The sequence below is a fragment of the Rhodococcus sp. JCM 9793 genome, from assembly GCF_055380405.1.
In genome coordinates, this window is record NZ_AP043721.1 from 2,751,403 (window position 1) to 2,769,124 (window position 17,722).

The window sequence follows — 17,722 nt, forward strand, 5'->3', positions numbered from 1 at the left end:
CAGTGCCGTGAAGTGATCAGTGCGTCAGAAGTACCTTGATCACGACGATCGTTGCTCCGATCAGTGTCAGAGCAGCTGCGGTCATCAACAGTCGAGTGCTGGGACGCTCACCGTTGAGTCGTCCGATCACGAATGCGATACCGCCGATTCGCACCAGCACCGCGAGCTCCGCGAGCAACTGAGCGGTGCGCGGCTCGATCCAGCCGATCCACCCGATCGCGAGGATGACGCACGGGACCACCGCCGAGGTGAGGATGGGCACCGAGTCGCGCACTTCCGCTCGCCGTTCAGCGGCGGTGAGGCGGCTACCCTGCCGGACGCTGTGCCCCACCGATTCCGCGAAGGCGTGCGCCACGAACGTCGACAGGGCGGTACCGAGGACAATCGCGATCCCGACGTAGGTGGACGTCGTGACAATCGGGATGAGGGCCGCCAGTACCAGGACGTTGCCGTACACGTACGCGCTGATGCGGCTCGCGGCGTTGGTTCTGTCGAGCGGCGCATTTCGGTGGAACAACGGCCCGTGGAGTAACGCGTTGGCGTCGAATCCCATACCGACAGGGTTGCATGCGCCGGCGAAAATCTCAGCGTTGTTCGGAAAGGTCCGGGCTGTAGTGGACGGGTGAGTCGCGACGGTCGATCGGGGGCAGGTTCCGGGCCGGGGTGTGCACGAGTGGGGTATCCGGAGTGATGCGGCCGGATGCGCGATCCCAACCGGCGCGGGCACGCGGGTGGTAGCGATACCTCCAGGGCACGAGCCGGTTCCCGAGGCCGATTGCCCGCCCGACCAGTCGGTGGACTCTGTCCTCGCGTGGGCTCCAGCTGTATCCGAGGAGATCGCGCACGGACTGGTCGTAGAGGCCCACGGTGAGCCAGATGAATCCTCGGGTGGTGGGTGGGCGCACGATCTTCCACACCGATTCTGGGAACCAGCGCATGAACGGCGGCCGGTCGAGGTTCGACAGGTCGAGAACGTCGCGGGTGGCCTTGTTGTCTTCGAGGACGTTGCGGCACATGTCGTCCCAGTACTCGACGAACGCCTCCCACGATCCGGGGACGGACTTCATCGACATGCCGTAGAGGCGGTACCACTGGACGTGTTCGTCGAACAGCCGGTGCTTCTCCTCGAGGGTGAGCGGTCCCTCGAACCATTCGATGGAGATCACGAGACTGTAGAAGAACGTGGCGTGCGCCCAGTAGAAGGTGCCGGGGTCGAGCGCGTGATACTTGCGGCCCAACTTGTCGACGCCCTTGATCGTGTTGTGGTAGCCGCGGACCTGCCTGGCCGTTTCAGGGGCGCGTTCGCCGTCGAAGACGACCCCGTAGATCGGGTACAGCGACCGGTAGAGCCGTTCGAAACGCTCGTCGAAGAATTGAGAGTGATCCTCGACGCCGGCGCCGAGACCTGGGTGCATGTTCTGCATCGACCCGGCCCACGGGCCGAACAGCATGCCGCGCCATCCGCCGAAGTACTTCCAAGTCAGTGAATCGGGCCCGAGAGGAAGGGGATCGTTCTCAGGTATGGGGGGCTCGGCGTCCTGCGAAGAGCTCTGACTACGCATGTTGTCAGAGTAGGATCCGGTGGACACGCAGTCAACGACAGGAATTGCACACGGTGGACACCACGCGCCGAAGCTGGGCGGGAATCGGCCTCGACGAACGCCGGCGTGTCCGCAGGGAACGTCTCCTCGACGCGGGAATCGCCCTCATCGGCGCCCCCGACGGATCCGTCGCGAACGTGCGCGCGGTGTGCCGGGCCGCTGAACTCACCGAACGCTACTTCTACGAGAGCTTCACCGACCGCGACGCATTCGTCCGGGAGGTGTACGAACTCGTGGGCGAACGTGCCCGTGACGCACTCGTCGCAGCAGTGACCTCGGCGGAGCACACCCGTCGGGCAGAATCGGCGGTCCGGGCCTTCGTGGCCCTGATGGTCGACGAACCGGCGATGGGTCGTGTGCTTCTGCTCGCGCCCTTGCGCGAACCCGCGATCAGCGGGAGAGGCGTCGAACTCGCACCGGTGTTCGTCTCACTCGTCAGCGCCCAACTCACCGAGATCGGCGACGACGCCGTCCGCAACATGGTGGCCGTGGGGCTCGTCGGTGCCTTGACCAGCCTGTTCATGGGATATCTCGACGGGGCAATCGCTGTCCCGCGCGAGACGTTCGTGCACCACTGCGTGGCACTTCTCGAGCGCGCTGCGCACGACGCTCAGCGCGGCGGCTGACACCCAGGACAGCGGTAGACCACGCGTTCGGCACGTTCGACATCGGATGGATCGGCCAGGGTGCCCGATTCGATGGGCCGTCCGCAACGCAGACACGGTGTGCCGCGGCGTCCGTACACCCACAACTGCCGACCTCGGCGCAGATCACCGGTCGTCACCCTCGGGGTCCTGTTCCGGTTGGCGTGCAACACTCGGTGCGCGAGTTCGGCCCACGCAGTCGGATCACCGGCCTCTCGTACCGGTGTCGCGGGATCGACTCCGCGTAGGAAGCACAATTCACTACGGTAGACGTTGCCCACGCCGGCCATGATGCGCTGGTCGAGCAGCGCAAGCCCGATGGGGCGTTCAGGTTCACGCATGAGATTCCCGGCCGCGACCACCGGATCCCAGTCCGGCCCGAGCAGGTCCGGTCCGAGGTGCCCGATCGCGTCTGCTTCCGTCTCGCGGGGGAGTACCTCGACGATACCGAGGTCGAACCCCACTGCCTGCACCCGTTCGGTGCCGAGCACCGCACGGGCCCGGAAACCCGGTTTGCGCCAGCGGGTTCCGCGTCCGTACACGTGCCACTGTCCGTCCATCATCAGATGTGAGTGAAAGGTGTGTTGCGGCAGGCGAACCAGAATGTGCTTGCCGCGCGCGACGACTTCCTCCACCGTCTCACCGGTGAGATCGACCGCGGCGAATCGCGGGACACGGAAATCGCTCTCGATCAGGATGTTTCCCGCCAGTGCCGTGTGCAGCTGTGCGGCCACCTGGAACACTGTGTCGCCCTCGGGCACGTCAGGACCTCAGCCGATACCCACGCGGTGTCGCGGAGAACCCGGCCTCGCCGAGCAGCTCCGCGAGGGCATGACCGTGGATCGAAGCGCCGTCGATCTTCTCGACCACGATCTTGTCGACGCCACCGTTCTTGACGGTGTGGGCGAGCGAGGCGAATGCCGTGCGTAGACGGCCAGGATCGTCGGTGAAGGTGAGCAAGGTCCGCCCACCGCGCTCCACGAACACCACGAGGCTGCCGTCGACCAGCACCACGAGGCCACCGGCCTTCCGTCCCGGCCGATGCTTCGACGTGCTCGCGGACTCCGCCGCTACCTTCGGCCAAGGGAGCGCGGCGCCGTACGGGTTGGCAGGATCGCACGCAGCGAGCGTCACCGCGTCGGTGCGAGTGTGGCGACCTTCGAGGGAATCGGAGAACGAACGCAGCCGATCCACCACGTCGGGCGTCGAGAACTGAGCTCCGCCGAGCGAATCGACGAAATACCCCCGCCGACAACGGCCTGTCTCCTCGAATCGGCCGAGCACCTTGTACATGAGCGCGAAACCGCCCGGGACGGCTTCGTTCGTCACAGCCCCTCGGGTCACCACCCCGTACCGTTCGAGGAGCAGTTCGGCGGTCGTGTGTGCCCGCACCGTCGGATCGGTCTCACGCTCGGGTAGCAGCGACCACCGGCCGGCCACCGTCGGCGGCCCCGACCGCGAGGGAAGGGCCGGACGCGCCCGGTACATGCGGGCGCGGGGTGCCCTTCGCGGCGCGCGGTGTGCGGGCGTGGTGCGCGACGTGTCGCCGATGAGGGCGCGCAACGGTGCGAGCGTGTCGCCGGCGATGTGCCCACTCCACACCAGATCCCACATCGCTGCAGCCAGAGCCGAGTCGGTGGCGTCCGGTTCGAGTGCGTTCACTGCATCCCCGAGTTGCCGGAAGAAGTATGCGCCTCCGCCTGAGAGCGACTCGAGGATCGCCCGGTGGAGACCGGTCATCTCGATGTCGTCGGCGGATGCGAGTGTGGCGGGGGCCAAGTCTGCGGGATGCAGCGCGATCCAGCCGTCCTTCCCCGAGATCGAGCCGGCGCCGGACCAGACGATCTCGCCGTTCGACGTCAACTCGTCGAGCATCGCGGGCGAATAGTCGCGCACTCGCGGCGCAAGAATCAGCGGTTCGAGGGCGCTCGCGGGAAGCGGCACACCCGCGATCTGTTCGGCGACGGCCGCGACACCGTCGAGACCGTAGAGCGCGCTCGCACCCGGCCCACGTCCGAGATGATGCCAGTCGGGCAGGAACCGGCCGAGGGTCGCGGTACTCACCGGCTCGACCTCGTGACGTGCCGCGGCCAGGGAGCGCCGACGCAGACGGCGCAGGACTTCGCTGTCGCACCACTCGGCTCCGGTGGCGCCGGGACGGAACTCACCCGAGGTGACGCGCTTGTCGTCGGCCAATCGTTGCAGAACGGATTCGACGACGGCAGTACCCAGACCGAAACGGGCCCCCACCGCCGCTGTGGTGAACGGCCCGTGCGTCCTGGCGTGACGGGCAACGAGGTCGCCGAGCGGATCCGCGAGCGGTTCGACGAACGCCGTGGGCACCCCGATCGGCAAGGGCACACCGAGAGCATCACGCAAACGTGACGCATCTTCGATTGCCGCCCACCATTTCTCGCCCGCGTACGACACCTGCAGCACGCGTCGCTGCGCCGAGAGGTCGGCAAGCCACGGACCCGGATCGTCGGTACTGCGCTCCCGCAATTCGGAGTCGGTCAGCGGCCCCAGCAGACGCAGCAGATCCGCGACCCCCTCCGCATCCCGAGCGCGCCGCTCCGGCACCAGGCGCTGCAATTCGAGCTCGGCCTGATCGATCACGTCGGCGTCGAGCAGTTCGCGCAACTCGACCCGGCCGAGCAACTCGGCGAGCAACGTCGAATCCAGGGAGAGCGCCGCCGCACGCCGCTCGGCGAGCGGACTGTCGCCCTCGTAGAGGAACGCGCCGACGTAGTCGAACAGCAGCGAGGTCGCGAACGGCGACGCCGTGGGAGTCTCGACCTCGACGAGCCGGATCTGCCGCCGCGCCAGACGGCCGAGAAGCTCACGCAGCGCGGGCAGATCGTAGACGTCCTGCAGACATTCGCGCACCGTCTCGAGCAGGATCGGGAAACTCGGGTACCGGCGTGCCACATCGAGCAGCTGCGCCGAACGCTGACGTTGCTGCCACAGCGGTGCCCGCTTGCCGGGGTTGCGCCGCGGCAGCAGCAACGCGCGCGCCGAGCATTCACGGAACCGGGACGCGAACAGCGCCGAGCCACCTACCTGCTCGGTGACCAGATCCTCGATCTCGTCGTGGTCGAAGACGAAGATGTCGGCGCCCGGCGGGTCGTCCTCTGTGTCGGGCAGTCGGACGATGATGCCGTCGTCGGACGGCGACGGATGCGCCTCGATACCGAACCGGTCGAGCAGGCGCGCCCCGACCGCGAGCGCCCACGGCGCGTGGACGCGCAGACCGAACGGGGAATGCAGGACGAGACGCCAATCGCCGAGTTCGTCGCGGAAACGCTCGACGACGAGGGTGCGGTCGGTGGGGAGGTGGCCGGTGGCGGTGCGCTGCTCGTCGAGAAGCCCGATCAGATTCGCGGTCGCGTATTCGTCGAGCCCGCCGACACGGCAGCGCGCGCCGGCGTCGTCGGGCGCCGCGTGCCCGAGTTCGCGGATGAACGTGCCGAGCGCCGCGCCGAGTTCGGCAGGGCGGCCTTGGTTGTCTCCGTGCCAGAACGGCAACCGCCCGGCGCGGCCGAACGCGGGGGACACGAGCACCCGGTCGAACGTGATCTCCTCGATCCGCCAGCTGGTCGCGCCGAGCGCGAACACATCGCCGACCCGCGACTCGTAGACCATCTCCTCGTCGAGTTCCCCGACACGGGTGTTCTTCTCGCCCACCATGTACACGGTGAACAGACCACGGTCGGGGATCGTTCCACCGGAGGTGACGGCGAGGCGTTGCGCTCCGGGCCGGCCCGTCAGTGTGCCGTCGTTGCGGTCCCACACGACGCGGGGACGTAGCTCGGCGAACTCGTCGGACGGATAGCGGCCCGAGAGCAGGTCGAGCACCGATTCGAAGACACCCCGCGACAGTGATGTGAACGACCCGCTACGCCGGACGGTGTCGAACCAGTCGTCGACATCGATCGGTTCGAGCGCGGCAGCCGCCACCGTCTGCTGCGCCAGGACATCGAGGGGGTTCGCCGGGACCTGCAGAGCCTCGATGTGCCCGGCGACCATCCGCTCGACGGTGACGGCGCAATGGATCAGGTCGGTGCGGTGTTTCGGGAACAGCACTCCGCGTGAGGTCTCACCGACCTGGTGCCCGGCACGGCCGACTCGCTGCAGCCCGCTCGCCACCGACGGTGGTGCCTCGACCTGGATGACGAGGTCGACCGCGCCCATGTCGATACCGAGTTCGAGGCTCGAGGTCGCGACGACGCAGCGCAGCCGGCCCGACTTCAGGTCGTCTTCGATGAGAGCTCGCTGGTCTTTGCTCACCGAACCGTGGTGGGCGCGGGCGAGGACGGGTTCGGCGCCGTAGGTCACCTCGGTGGACGCACCCAGGAGCGCGGGCGGTGCGGCCTCGCGGTCGACGGCGTTGCCGTTGCGTTCGGCGTAGATCTCGTTGAGCCGGCCGGTCAACCGCTCGGACAGTCGCCGCGAATTCGCGAACACGATCGTCGAACGGTGAGCGGTGACGAGATCGACGATCTGTTCCTCGACGTGCGGCCAGATCGACCCGGCCTGGGGAGTGGGCGATTCAGAGTCCTCATTCGGATGGGACACTCCGAGCTCGGTCATGTCCTCGACCGGCACCCGCACCGTGAGATCCCAGGTCTTCGTCGCGGGTGGGGCCACGATCCGGATGGGTGCTCCGCCCACGAGGAAGCGGCCCACCTCTTCGCGCGGGCGCACGGTTGCGGACAGCCCGATCCGTTGGGCGGGCTTGGGCAGTAGCAGATCGAGACGCTCGAGGGACAGTGCCAGATGCGCGCCGCGTTTGGTTCCGGCGACCGCGTGCACTTCGTCGACGATCACTGATTCGACGCCGGCAAGCGTTTCGCGCGTGGCAGAGGTGAGCATGAGAAACAGCGACTCGGGGGTAGTGATGAGGATGTCGGGGGGAGTACGGGCGAGCTTGCGGCGGTCGGCCTGCGAGGTGTCGCCGGAGCGGACACCCACGGTGATCTCGGGTGGGGCCAGACCGAGTCGTTTCGCGGTCTGGGTGATGCCCACGAGCGGCGACCGGAGGTTGCGTTCGACGTCGACCCCGAGCGCTTTGAGGGGCGAGATGTAGAGCACCCGGGTGCGGTGTTCGCGCGGCGCGTCGGTTGTCTCGGGGCGAGCAGCGAGCCTGTCGAGTGACCACAGGAACGCCGACAGCGTCTTACCCGACCCGGTGGGCGCGACGACGAGTGTGTGCGCACCCGACGAGATCGCATCCCACGCGCCGAGCTGGGCGGGTGTGGGTGCGTCGAATGCGCCCGCGAACCACTCCCGGGTGGGAGCGGAGAAACGGTCGAGGACATCGGTCACCAGTCCATGGTGCACCCGACGTCCGACAGGTTCATGAATTACTCGGTGGTGGTTACTCCAGAGCGAACATGGCGAGCTGCGGGCAGTGCGCATCCGCCCAGTGGTTCCTGCCGTTCTGCATCAATCGGCGGACGAGTTCGTGCGCCGCGGCCCGCCACGGGAGTGCGTCGAACTGTTCGCGGCTCGCCGGCGTCTCACTCCACCCGATCGACACCTGATCACCGCGGCGGTGGAGACCCAAGGCCGGAGAGCTCGCAGTGATCCGGTCGATATCGGCGCCGCACGACTGCTCGAGCATGTGCGTGTCGACCGTCACGAAGCCACCGACCCGCCTGTCCTCACGGACGCTCGTGTCGACGTACAGGCACGCAATTTCCTGATCACCGGCATGGACACTGATCATCCGATGGCCCTCATCGGATGCACCGACGGAGGGCAGACACACGACGGACCAGTACTCCCGCTCGCTGATGCGTGCATTTTCGATCGTCGAGCGGACGTAGTCGCGCAACCAGGCGGTGACGAAGGCGAATTCGGGGTAGAGCTCGAGCTCCCGATACCGGGTATCGCGTAGCGGAAGGTCGGTAGCGGGTTCTGGTGTACGCATGTTCACGCCCCGATTATGGCGTGTTCTCTGCCACGGTGGCACCGAGGTGGGGATCGGCATGGTCGCGGGGTCGGGCGGTCGGATATTCGTCACAGGACAGCCCCTGGGTTGAGGATCGAACGGGGGTCGAGAGTGTTTTTGATCAGCCGGGTCAACGCCATCACGTCGGGGCCCACCTGATCGGGTAACCAGGGCTTTTTGAGCCTGCCCACGCCGTGTTCCCCGGTGATGGTGCCACCGAGCTCGATCGCGAGGTCCATGATCTGACCGAACGCGGCGTGTGCTCGCTCCAGCATCTTCCCGTCATCGGGGTCGTAGACGATCAGCGGGTGGGTGTTTCCGTCTCCCGCATGCGCGATCACCGCGACGGTCACCGCATTGCGGTCGGCGATCTCAGCGACCCCGGCGACAAGGGTGGGGAGCATCGGCAACGGCACTCCGACATCCTCGAGAAGGAGGCTCCCGAGGCGCTCGACTGCGGGTATGGCCATCCGTCGCGCCGCTGCGAACGCATCGCCTTCGTCGGGGTCGGACGTGTCGAACACGTCGTGGGCCCCCGCGTCCCGGCATGCACGGACCATCACCTCGATCTCGTGTGCCGCGGCTACCCCCGGGGCGTCGGACCGTGCGATCAGCATGGCCTCGGCACCGCGGTCCAGGTCCATCCGCAGTGCGTCCTCGACTGCGTTGATCGTGGTGCGGTCCATGAATTCGAGCATCGCGGGTCGCAGAGTCGCGGTGATCGCGATGACGGCATCCGCTGCGGCCTCCACCGACCCGAAGGTCGCGACCATCGTCGACGCCGGTGGTTGCGGTGGGATCAGGCGGAGCGTCACCTCGGTGATCACTCCGAGAGTTCCCTCACTGCCCACGAACAGTTTCGTCAGCGACAGACCCGCGACGTCCTTGAGTCGGGGACCTCCGAGCCGCACCGCGGTGCCGTCGGCGAGGACCACTTCGAGCCCGAGCACATAGTCCGATGTCACCCCGTACTTGACGCAGCACAGCCCGCCCGCATTGGTCGCGGCGTTGCCGCCGATCGAGCAGATCTCGAACGACGACGGATCCGGCGGATACCACAGGTCGTGTTCGGCTGCGGCCGCCTTGACCTCGGCGTTGAGCAGACCCGGTTGTGCGACGGCCGTCCGTGTGGCCGGGTCGATCTTGATGTCACGCATCTTCTCGGTGCTGAGCACGATCCCATCGGCCAGACCGCCCGAACCGCCGGACAGGCTCGTTCCTGCGCCGCGGGGCACCACTGGGACGCGGTTCTCGTGCGCCCACCGCAGCGTGGTCTGCACGTCCGCGGTGGAGGTCGCGCGGACAAGCGCGAGTGGCACGGCCGCATCGGGGTCGAAAGCGCGATCGTGCCGGTAGCCGGCGAGGATGTCGGGATCGGTGACGAGGACCCCGGCCGGGAGTTGTTCGGCGAGGGTGCTCGGATCCACGCTGTGTGACGTCACGACACCGCCGGAGCGTACCGGGCCCGCAGCTTGTGTTTGACGAGTTTTCCGGTGGGAGTGCGGGGCAGATCATCGGAGAAGTCGATGCTGCGCGGAGTCTTGAACTTCGACACGTTGGACCGCACGTACTCGAGCAGTTCCTGCTCGATTTCGGGCCCGGGCTCGACACCCTCGACGAGTTGCACGACGGCCTTGACCTCCTCACCCATCTCGTCGTTCGGCACGCCGATGACTGCCACGTCGAACACCTTCGGATGCAGGGTGAGAACGTTCTCGGATTCCTGCGGGTAGATGTTCACACCACCCGAAATGATCATGAATGCCGCACGGTCGGTGAGATACAGGAACCGGTCCTCGTCCAGATACCCGATGTCGCCGCTCGTCGTCCACGTCGGATGGTCGGGATGCGTTGCCTTCTCGGTTTTCTCCGGATCGTTGTGATACTCGAACGGGCGCTCGTCGCGTTCCCACCACACCGTCCCGATCGACCCGGTGGGCAGTTCCCGGCCGTCCTCACCGCAGATGCGGACGATGCCCATCACACCGTCGCGTCCGACCGAACCCGGGCGGGCGAGGGCCTGCTCGGAGTCGATGAAGGTCACACCGGAGCCTTCGGTGGAGGCGTAGTACTCGTTGATCACCGGACCCCACCACTCGATCATCGCCCGCTTGATCTCGGGTGGGCACGGTGCCGCGGCGTGGACGGCGACCTTCATACTCGACACGTCGTACTTCGCGCGGGTCTCCTCGGGGAGTTTGAGCATGCGCACGAACATCGTCGGTACCCACTGGCCGGCGGTGACCTCGTATCGATCGATCAGCGCGAGCGCTTCTTCGGCATCGAACCTGTCCATGAGGATCACGGTGCCGCCCACCGACTGGATCGTGCCGCAGAACCGCAGTGGCGCAGCGTGGTACAGCGGCGCGGGGCACAGGTACACCGTGTCCGAATCGAAGCCGTACATCGGGGCGAACACTGCCGTGTACGGGTCGGGGATGTCCTGGACCTGGCCGTCGGGCAACTTCGGCTTGATGCCCTTGGGGCGGCCGGTGGTTCCGGACGAGTACAGCATGTCCTGGCCGCGCGGCTGATCGTCGAGCGGCGCGGTGTCGAACCGATCGAGAGCCTTCTGGTAGTCCTCGAAACCGGACAGCTCTCCGCCGTACACCAGACGATGTTCCACGTTCGGGTAGGCGCCGGCGGACAGGTCCACCGCGTTGACGGCGTTTGCCGAGACGACCAGGGCCTTCGCACCGCAATCGTCGACCACGTACGCGGCCTCCGATGCGGTGAGGTGCCAGTTGACGACGGTGATGTACAGGCCCGAGCGCAGCGCCGCCCAGTACACCTCCATCACGCGCAGGTCGTTGTCGGAGATCAGCGCGAGGTGGTCACCCGGCTTCAGCCCGAGTTCCCTCAGGTACTTCGCGAGCCGGACCGAATTTTCGTCGAGTTGCCGGTAAGTGAGTGATTCCCCGGTGGCCGGGCGCACGATAGCGGCCTTGTCCGGTGTGGTGGCGACGAAGTTCCCTGGGTACATGCATCCTGGTCTACCACAGGTTGTGGCGTGGGCCACAGTGCCTGTTCCGGTGTCGTGCTCGGGCGCCGCGACTCAGGGTGTTCTCACCCGAATTCGACTCCTTGAGCGAGCGGAAGTTCGTCCGAGTAGTTGACCGTGTTCGTGGCGCGGCGCATGTAGGCCTTCCACGAGTCGGAACCAGACTCGCGACCGCCACCGGTTTCCTTCTCACCGCCGAACGCACCGCCGATCTCGGCACCCGACGTGCCGATGTTGACGTTGGTGATCCCGCAGTCCGAGCGGGCCAGGAACCGTTCGGCCTCGCGCTGATCGGTGGTGAAGATCGACGACGACAACCCTTGGGGAACACCGTTGTGCAGCGCGAGCGCTTCGTCGAAATCGTCGTAGGGGAGCACGTAGAGGATCGGCGCGAACGTCTCCTCACGCACCACCTCGGTCTGGGTGGGCATGCGTACGAGGGCGGGGGAGACGTAGACGCCATCGCCCGGCACTTCCACCTGTTGCCCGCCCGACACGAGGATGCCGCCGTCGAGTTCGGCGCGGTCGAGAGCCGAGCGCATCGCGTCGTGAGCACGCGGCGAGATCAGTGGGCCCACGAGGACGCCGTCGTCGAACGGGTTTCCTACCCGGAGTCCGGCATACACGGTTGCGAGGCGCGCGACCAGATCGTCCGCGACGGAGCGATGCACGATCAACCGGCGCAACGTCGTGCAGCGTTGCCCTGCGGTACCGGCCGCGGCGAACACGACTCCCCGCACGGTCAGTTCCAGATCCGCAGAGGGGGTGACGATCGCGGCGTTGTTGCCGCCGAGTTCGAGCAGGCAGCGCCCGAACCGCGCGGCCACGCGGGGTGCCACGATCCGCCCCATGGGGACCGAGCCGGTTGCGCTGACCAACGCCACCCGTGGATCGTCGACGAGTGCTTCACCGGTCGTGGCGTCGCCGATCAGGACGTGATGCAGATCGTCGGGGGCGTCGACGTCAGAGGCTGCACGGCGCAGAAGGGCGTCACACGCGAGTGCGGTCAGCGGAGTGGTCTCCGAGGGCTTCCACACCACCGGGTCGCCGCACACCAGCGCAATTGCGGTGTTCCACGACCACACCGCCACCGGAAAGTTGAATGCGGATATCACCCCGACCACACCGAGGGGATGCCAGGTCTCCATCAGGCGGTGGCCGGGTCGCTCGGACGGCATCGTGCGCCCGTAGAGCTGCCGCGACAGGCCCACGGCGAAGTCGCACACGTCGATCATCTCTTGCACTTCGCCGAGTGCCTCGGACGGAATCTTTCCGGCCTCGAGCGTGACGATCTCGGCGAGTTCGTGTTTGTGCTCGACGAGCAGGTCCCCGAACCTGCGGACGAGCCGTCCCCGCACGGGTGCGGGGACGTCGCGCCACCTCTCGAATGCCTGTGCGGCCGAACCGATCGCGTCGTCGATCTGCGCGGCGGTGTGTGGTTCCAGCCGTGCGAGTTCGGTGCCGTCGATGGGCGTGGTGACGACCAGCGCGCCATCGCCGTCGGGCAGGGTGACACCGCATTTCTGCATTACGGTGCGCGCGCGATTGCTGAAACTGTCCGTTGCATTCATCGGTGTGGTCCTTTGTCGCTCGGTTAACCTGCGCTGGTGCCGGAATCTTCGAAAGAGTCGCTGGACGAGATCGATAGGTTGCTGTTACGCGAACTGGTTGCGGACGGACGTGCCACGTTGTCGGTGCTTGCCGAGAAGGCAGGATTGTCGATTTCCGCGGTGCAGTCGAGGGTGCGCAGACTGGAGTCCCGGAACGTGATTCGTGGATACACCGCGAAAGTGGACCCGGAGGCGCTCGGCCTCATGCTGTCGGCGTTCGTCGCGATCACCCCTCTCGACCCGTCCCAGCCCGACGATGCGCCCGCACGTCTGCGGCACATCGAGGCAATCGAATCGTGTCACTCGGTGGCGGGCGACGAAAGCTATATCCTGCTGGTGCGTGTTGCGTCGCCGCGCGAACTCGAGTATCTCCTCCAGGAGATCCGTGCCACCGCGAATGTTGCCACCCGCAGTACCGTCGTGCTGCAGACATTTTACGAGAAGTAACCGTATCGACGCTTTGACCTTCCACCAAAAGCACGGATGAACTGACAAAAGTTCGCGTACCCTCGCGGTTATGAGCACTGCATTCCGTGATCGGGACGGTGCCGAAGTCGTGGCACCCGACCGGGTCCACGCCGTCCTCGGAACACACATGCTGACCGACGGATTCCCCCTCGTCCTCGATCTCGAACGGTCGAGGGGAGTGCGGCTCGTCGACCGACGCGACCGCACCTGCTATCTCGACATGTTCGGATTCTTCGCGTCGTCCGCGCTCGGGATGAACCACCCGGACCTGGCAGACGATCCAGCGCTCCGCGACGAACTCGCTGCGGTGGCAGCCAACAAGCCCAGCAACTCCGACATCTACACCGTGGCAATGGCCCGGTTCGTCGATGCGTTCGCGCGGATACTCGGTGATCCTGCACTGCCGCACCTGTTCTTCATCGACGGTGGTGCCCTCGCCGTCGAGAATGCACTCAAGGCCGCCTTCGACTGGAAGAGCCGGCTCAACGAGTCGCGCGGTCGCGATCCCGCGCTCGGGACCAAGGTGCTGCACCTGACCGAAGCGTTCCACGGGCGCACCGGATACACCATGTCGCTGACCAACACCGATCCTGTCAAAACCGACCGGTTCCCGAAATTCGATTGGCCTCGCATCGACGCCCCGTACCTGCGTGACGGGGGCGCCGTCGACGAGGCGGAAGCCCGCGCGCTCACGCAGGCACGTGCTGCCTTCGCCGACAATCCCCACGACATCGCCTGCTTCATCGCCGAACCGATCCAGGGCGAGGGCGGCGATCACCACTTCCGGCCGGAATTCTTCCAGGCAATCGCGGCGCTCTGTCGCGAGCACGATGCACTGCTTGTCGTCGACGAGGTACAGACCGGTGTCGGCATGACGGGCACGATGTGGGCGTACCAGCAGCTCGGGATCGAGCCGGACATCGTTGCGTTCGGCAAGAAGACCCAGGTGTGCGGGATCATGGCCGGACGTCGCCTCGACGAGATCCCCGACAATGTCTTCGCAGTGTCGTCGCGGCTCAATTCCACGTGGGGAGGCAACCTCACCGACATGGTGCGTGCGCGCCGGATCTTCGAGGTGATCGAGCGCGATGGACTGGTCGATCACGCGCGGACGACCGGCGCGCATCTGTTGGCTGAGCTGCGGAAGCTTGCGACTCGGTACCCGGCCGTCACCGAACCGCGCGGTCGCGGGCTGATGTGCGCGATCACGTTACCGTCGCAGGAGCTCCGAGACGAGGTACTCGCGCACCTGTACCGCGACGAACGGGTTCTCATGATCGGTTCCGGGCAGCGCGGAATCCGTTTCCGGCCGCCGCTGACCGTCACCGCCGAGGAACTCGACGAGGCGATCGCGGCGCTCGACAGGGTGCTCGCCGCTGTGGTCTGAGATCGCGCTCGTGGATCCGGACGATGTGCCGGCGTTGACCGGGAGAGCGTATGGAGAGCACTCTTGGCGCCATGAGCATCAAGGTCGACCTCGCCTCACTCGACGCCGCGCTCGGCGAATATGGGTACGCCTACCTGCTGACTACCGGTGCCGATGCCAAGCCGCACGCGGTCGCGGTGACTCCGGTCGTCGTCGATGGTGTGTTCCGCATCGGCGAGCCGGGCCGCCGGACGGGTGCCAACGCGCAGGTGCACCCGATCGTGTCACTTGTGTACCCACCGGCGACACCGGGCGGATACTCGTTGATCGTCGACGGGGAGGCGGAACTGGATGGATCGGAGCTGCGCGTCCGGCCGACTTCGGGAGTGCTGCACCGGCCCGCTACGGCCGAGCATCCCGCGACGAATCCCGGATGTGAGGCCGACTGCAGGCCACTGGCGAACTAGGTTGTGGAACTAGGCGACCAGATCCGGCCTGGTCCCGGCTATCGGCTTCCGGAACAGATCCACACTCCCGGATGGAATGATCTGCGGCCGAAGCTCTTTGGTCATCTCGACTTCCCAGTCGGTGTGGTGCATCAACCGGTGGTGGTGTCCGCAGAGCAGCACCGGATTGTCGAGGTCGGTATCACCGCCGTCGACCCATGTGCGGTGTCTTCACCGGGTGGTGGTCCGTCGCCGGTGCTGTAGTCGCCGGTGCTTTAGAGGTGTTCGAGGTTCGTCGCGGCGCACAACCAGTGGGCGGGGCTGCGGTAACCGTGCTCTTTGACGGTGTCGCGTTCGAACATCGCGATCATCAGATCAAGTCGCTGCACCTGCGCGGTGTGGATTTCGGCGGAGACGGCGAGTGTCTCGGCCGTCAGTTGCTTGTCGTCGAGTTTCCAGAGTTCCCACCCATGATCGAATTGTATAGAACGTATGATCGAGAAACAAGTTATATTCGAACAAATAATCGAATCATGAAGTGAATTATGGGATCGTAAGCTGCTCGAACGGATCATGTTGCGTAACTTGTGTGGCATGACCGATGCCGTGGACAACGCAGCCGATGTCGCGCCGACCTTTGCCATTCCGTCGCTCGTCAACCTTCGAGACATCGGTGGCCGAGTCAGCTCGTTCGGTGGTGCCATTCGCACCGGTGTGGTCTTTCGCTCGACAGCGCTGGCCGACATCACCGACACCGACATCGATGTGCTCACCTCGCTGCAGATTTCGGCTGTGTACGACCTCCGGACGGCAGCAGAACGTGAGCGACGCCCGGATCGGCTGCCCGACGGCGCGAAGCTCGTAGGTCTCGATGTGCTCGCGGATCGTCCGACAGGCTCGGTCGCGGGATCCCTCGCAGACGTGGTCGCAGACCCCGTTGCTGCCGCAACTCATCTGGGGGATGGGCGTGCCGAGCAGCATCTGCTCGGCACCTACCGTGAACTCATCACCCTGCCGAGTGCGGTGACCTCGTATCGAGAGTTGTACACCGGTATCGCCCACGGAGATGTTCCGGCGCTCATTCACTGCACCGCAGGAAAGGACCGGACCGGGTGGGCTGCCGCGGCGCTGCTCATGTTCGCGGGTGCAACCGAGCAGGATGTCTTCGACGACTACATGTTGACGAACGAGATGTTGCTTCCGAAGTTCGAGGAGATGTTCACACGGTTCGAAGCCGCCGGCGGAGACCGCGCTCTGTTCCTCCCGCTGCTCGGGGTCCAGCGCACGTACCTCGAGAGCGCTTTCGACGAGGCCCTGCGTCGCTACGGCACGATCGACGAGTACTTCGCTGCAGGGCTCGGAATCGACGACGACAGCCTGCAGGCACTGCGTACTCGGATGGTCGACACCGAAGGTAAGTCCGTCCGAGAATGATGTTCGTGTCGTAAGCGGTCACAGAATGCCCTCGCCGGCGGTAGCTTGTGCGAATGACCGATGCGGTGGGAAATGACCCCGGTATAGCTGCCTTCGCAGTTCCTTCGCTGGCGAACCTCCGGGATATCGGGGGTAGCGCCAGCAGTTTCGGTGGGAAGATTCGCACCGGAGTGGTATTCCGGTCCACCGACCTCAGCGGCGTCACCGACACAGATCTGGACGTACTCTCCGAGCTGAAAATCACCACCGTGTTCGACCTGAGGACAGTAGACGAACGCGATCAGGCCCCGGACAGGTTGCCACCTGGAGCTAAGGGCGTCGACCTCGATGTACTTGCCGACAAAGATGCAGGGTCGATTGCGGCGGCAATGGGCGACCTGGTGGCGGATCCCGTGCAGGCGGCCCTCGGATTCGCGGGCGGGAAGGGAGAACAATTTCTCCTCGAGACCTACCGCGACCTCGTCACGCTGTCGAGTGCACAGCGTTCGTATCGGAGGATGTACCTCGATATCGCATCGGGCGATGTTCCCGCGCTCATCCACTGCACCACCGGAAAAGACCGGACCGGTTGGGCGGCTGCCGCACTACTGATGTTCGCGGGTGCGTCGGAAGAAGATGTCTTCGACGACTACATGTTGACGAACGAGTCGCTTCTTCCGGAGTTCGAGGAGATGTTCGTACAATTCGAGAAGCTCGGCGGAGATCGCTCACTCCTCGTCCCATTACTCGGGGTCGAGCGTAAATACCTCGAAGCGGCCGTCGACGAGGCCCTGCGTCGATACGGCACGATCGACGAGTACTTCGCGTCGGGTCTCGGCCTGGACGACGACAGTCTGCAGACATTGCGTACCAGGATGATCGACAACGAGAACGCCCGGCCTGTCGAATAGGGCCGGTGGTCTACTGTGTCCGACCGGAACGAACTCGCCGGTCGATGCAGGCAGCAATCGCCAGACCGATCGCGACGCCGACGAGGTCAGCGCACCAATCCCAGAATGAGCCGGATCGCCGTACCGCGACTGTGGCCTGCAGGATTTCGGTGACGATGCCGTAGACCACAAGCCACGCCACAGTGACGATCGGCGAGAGCCGCGCGTATCGCGAGCAGTACGCGAGCACCGCGAACATCGCTGCGTGCGTCACCTTGTCGGTATGGGGAGGGCCGCTGGGGACCGTACCGCCGGGAGTCAGCAGCATGA

16 protein-coding genes are annotated in these 17,722 nt (G+C 65.8%); 7 read left to right on the forward strand and 9 right to left on the reverse strand.

Annotated features, from left to right (window positions below):
* Nucleotides 1-16: 16 nt before the first annotated feature.
* Together ACZ46K_RS14760 and ACZ46K_RS14765 are read right to left on the reverse strand one after the other, a co-directional pair.
* Complete coding sequence (locus ACZ46K_RS14760) at nt 17-553, reverse strand: hypothetical protein (protein ID WP_054805336.1); 537 nt, start codon at nt 551-553, stop codon at nt 17-19.
* Between the two features lie 31 nt (nt 554-584).
* Nucleotides 585-1,562: an oxygenase MpaB family protein gene (locus ACZ46K_RS14765; RefSeq protein ID WP_464748967.1), complete on the reverse strand. Its 978-nt coding sequence runs from the start codon at nt 1,560-1,562 to the stop codon at nt 585-587.
* Nucleotides 1,563-1,615: 53 nt separating this feature from the next.
* Between ACZ46K_RS14765 and ACZ46K_RS14770 the strand changes: the two genes are divergently transcribed.
* Entirely contained in the window at nt 1,616-2,227 is a 612-nt protein-coding gene (locus tag ACZ46K_RS14770; protein WP_464748969.1) for a TetR/AcrR family transcriptional regulator, read from the forward strand.
* Here ACZ46K_RS14770 and ACZ46K_RS14775 read toward each other — a convergent pair.
* From ACZ46K_RS14775 to amaB, 6 genes are all read right to left on the reverse strand, one after another.
* The gene (locus ACZ46K_RS14775; RefSeq protein WP_054805335.1) at nt 2,212-3,006 is read right to left on the reverse strand and encodes a DNA-formamidopyrimidine glycosylase family protein; all 795 of its coding nucleotides are present in this window, start codon (nt 3,004-3,006) and stop codon (nt 2,212-2,214) included. The genes ACZ46K_RS14770 and ACZ46K_RS14775 overlap by 16 nt on opposite strands.
* Before the next feature lies 1 nt (nt 3,007).
* Nucleotides 3,008-7,570: an ATP-dependent helicase gene (locus ACZ46K_RS14780; RefSeq protein ID WP_464748971.1), complete on the reverse strand. Its 4,563-nt coding sequence runs from the start codon at nt 7,568-7,570 to the stop codon at nt 3,008-3,010.
* A 52-nt stretch (nt 7,571-7,622) separates the two neighbouring features.
* Nucleotides 7,623-8,177, reverse strand: coding sequence for a hypothetical protein (locus ACZ46K_RS14785; protein ID WP_464749319.1), 555 nt, complete (start codon nt 8,175-8,177; stop codon nt 7,623-7,625).
* A gap of 89 nt (nt 8,178-8,266) precedes the next feature.
* Nucleotides 8,267-9,640 carry an FAD-binding oxidoreductase gene (locus ACZ46K_RS14790; protein ID WP_464748973.1) on the reverse strand — a complete coding sequence of 458 codons (1,374 nt, stop codon included), beginning with the start codon at nt 9,638-9,640 and terminating at the stop codon, nt 8,267-8,269.
* Nucleotides 9,637-11,181 (reverse strand): AMP-binding protein, encoded by a 1,545-nt coding sequence (locus ACZ46K_RS14795; RefSeq protein WP_054810221.1) that lies wholly within the window; start codon nt 11,179-11,181, stop codon nt 9,637-9,639. The genes ACZ46K_RS14790 and ACZ46K_RS14795 overlap by 4 nt, the downstream gene beginning before the upstream one ends.
* 83 nt (nt 11,182-11,264) lie before the next feature.
* Nucleotides 11,265-12,770 carry an L-piperidine-6-carboxylate dehydrogenase gene (amaB, locus tag ACZ46K_RS14800; RefSeq protein ID WP_464748975.1) on the reverse strand — a complete coding sequence of 502 codons (1,506 nt, stop codon included), beginning with the start codon at nt 12,768-12,770 and terminating at the stop codon, nt 11,265-11,267.
* 36 nt (nt 12,771-12,806) lie between these two features.
* Here amaB and ACZ46K_RS14805 point away from each other — a divergent pair, with 36 nt between their 5' ends.
* The 6 genes from ACZ46K_RS14805 to ACZ46K_RS14830 all read left to right on the forward strand — a co-directional run bounded on the left by ACZ46K_RS14805 (nt 12,807) and on the right by ACZ46K_RS14830 (nt 17,413).
* On the forward strand, nt 12,807-13,256 hold the full coding sequence (locus ACZ46K_RS14805; RefSeq protein ID WP_054806569.1) for an AsnC family transcriptional regulator: 450 nt from the start codon (nt 12,807-12,809) through the stop codon (nt 13,254-13,256).
* A 70-nt stretch (nt 13,257-13,326) separates the two neighbouring features.
* Complete coding sequence (gene lat / locus ACZ46K_RS14810) at nt 13,327-14,664, forward strand: L-lysine 6-transaminase (protein WP_464748977.1); 1,338 nt, start codon at nt 13,327-13,329, stop codon at nt 14,662-14,664.
* Nucleotides 14,665-14,714: 50 nt separating this feature from the next.
* Entirely contained in the window at nt 14,715-15,110 is a 396-nt protein-coding gene (locus ACZ46K_RS14815; protein ID WP_464748979.1) for a pyridoxamine 5'-phosphate oxidase family protein, read from the forward strand.
* 197 nt (nt 15,111-15,307) lie between these two features.
* Entirely contained in the window at nt 15,308-15,631 is a 324-nt protein-coding gene (locus ACZ46K_RS14820; RefSeq protein WP_464748981.1) for a hypothetical protein, read from the forward strand.
* Between the two features lie 52 nt (nt 15,632-15,683).
* The gene (locus tag ACZ46K_RS14825; RefSeq protein ID WP_054806571.1) at nt 15,684-16,523 is read left to right on the forward strand and encodes a tyrosine-protein phosphatase; all 840 of its coding nucleotides are present in this window, start codon (nt 15,684-15,686) and stop codon (nt 16,521-16,523) included.
* 53 nt (nt 16,524-16,576) lie between these two features.
* The gene (locus ACZ46K_RS14830; RefSeq protein WP_464748983.1) at nt 16,577-17,413 is read left to right on the forward strand and encodes a tyrosine-protein phosphatase; all 837 of its coding nucleotides are present in this window, start codon (nt 16,577-16,579) and stop codon (nt 17,411-17,413) included.
* 10 nt (nt 17,414-17,423) lie between these two features.
* Here ACZ46K_RS14830 and ACZ46K_RS14835 read toward each other — a convergent pair whose 3' ends face one another.
* Nucleotides 17,424-17,720: a VanZ family protein gene (locus ACZ46K_RS14835; protein WP_464749320.1), complete on the reverse strand. Its 297-nt coding sequence runs from the start codon at nt 17,718-17,720 to the stop codon at nt 17,424-17,426.
* Between the last annotated feature and the right edge of the window lie 2 nt (nt 17,721-17,722).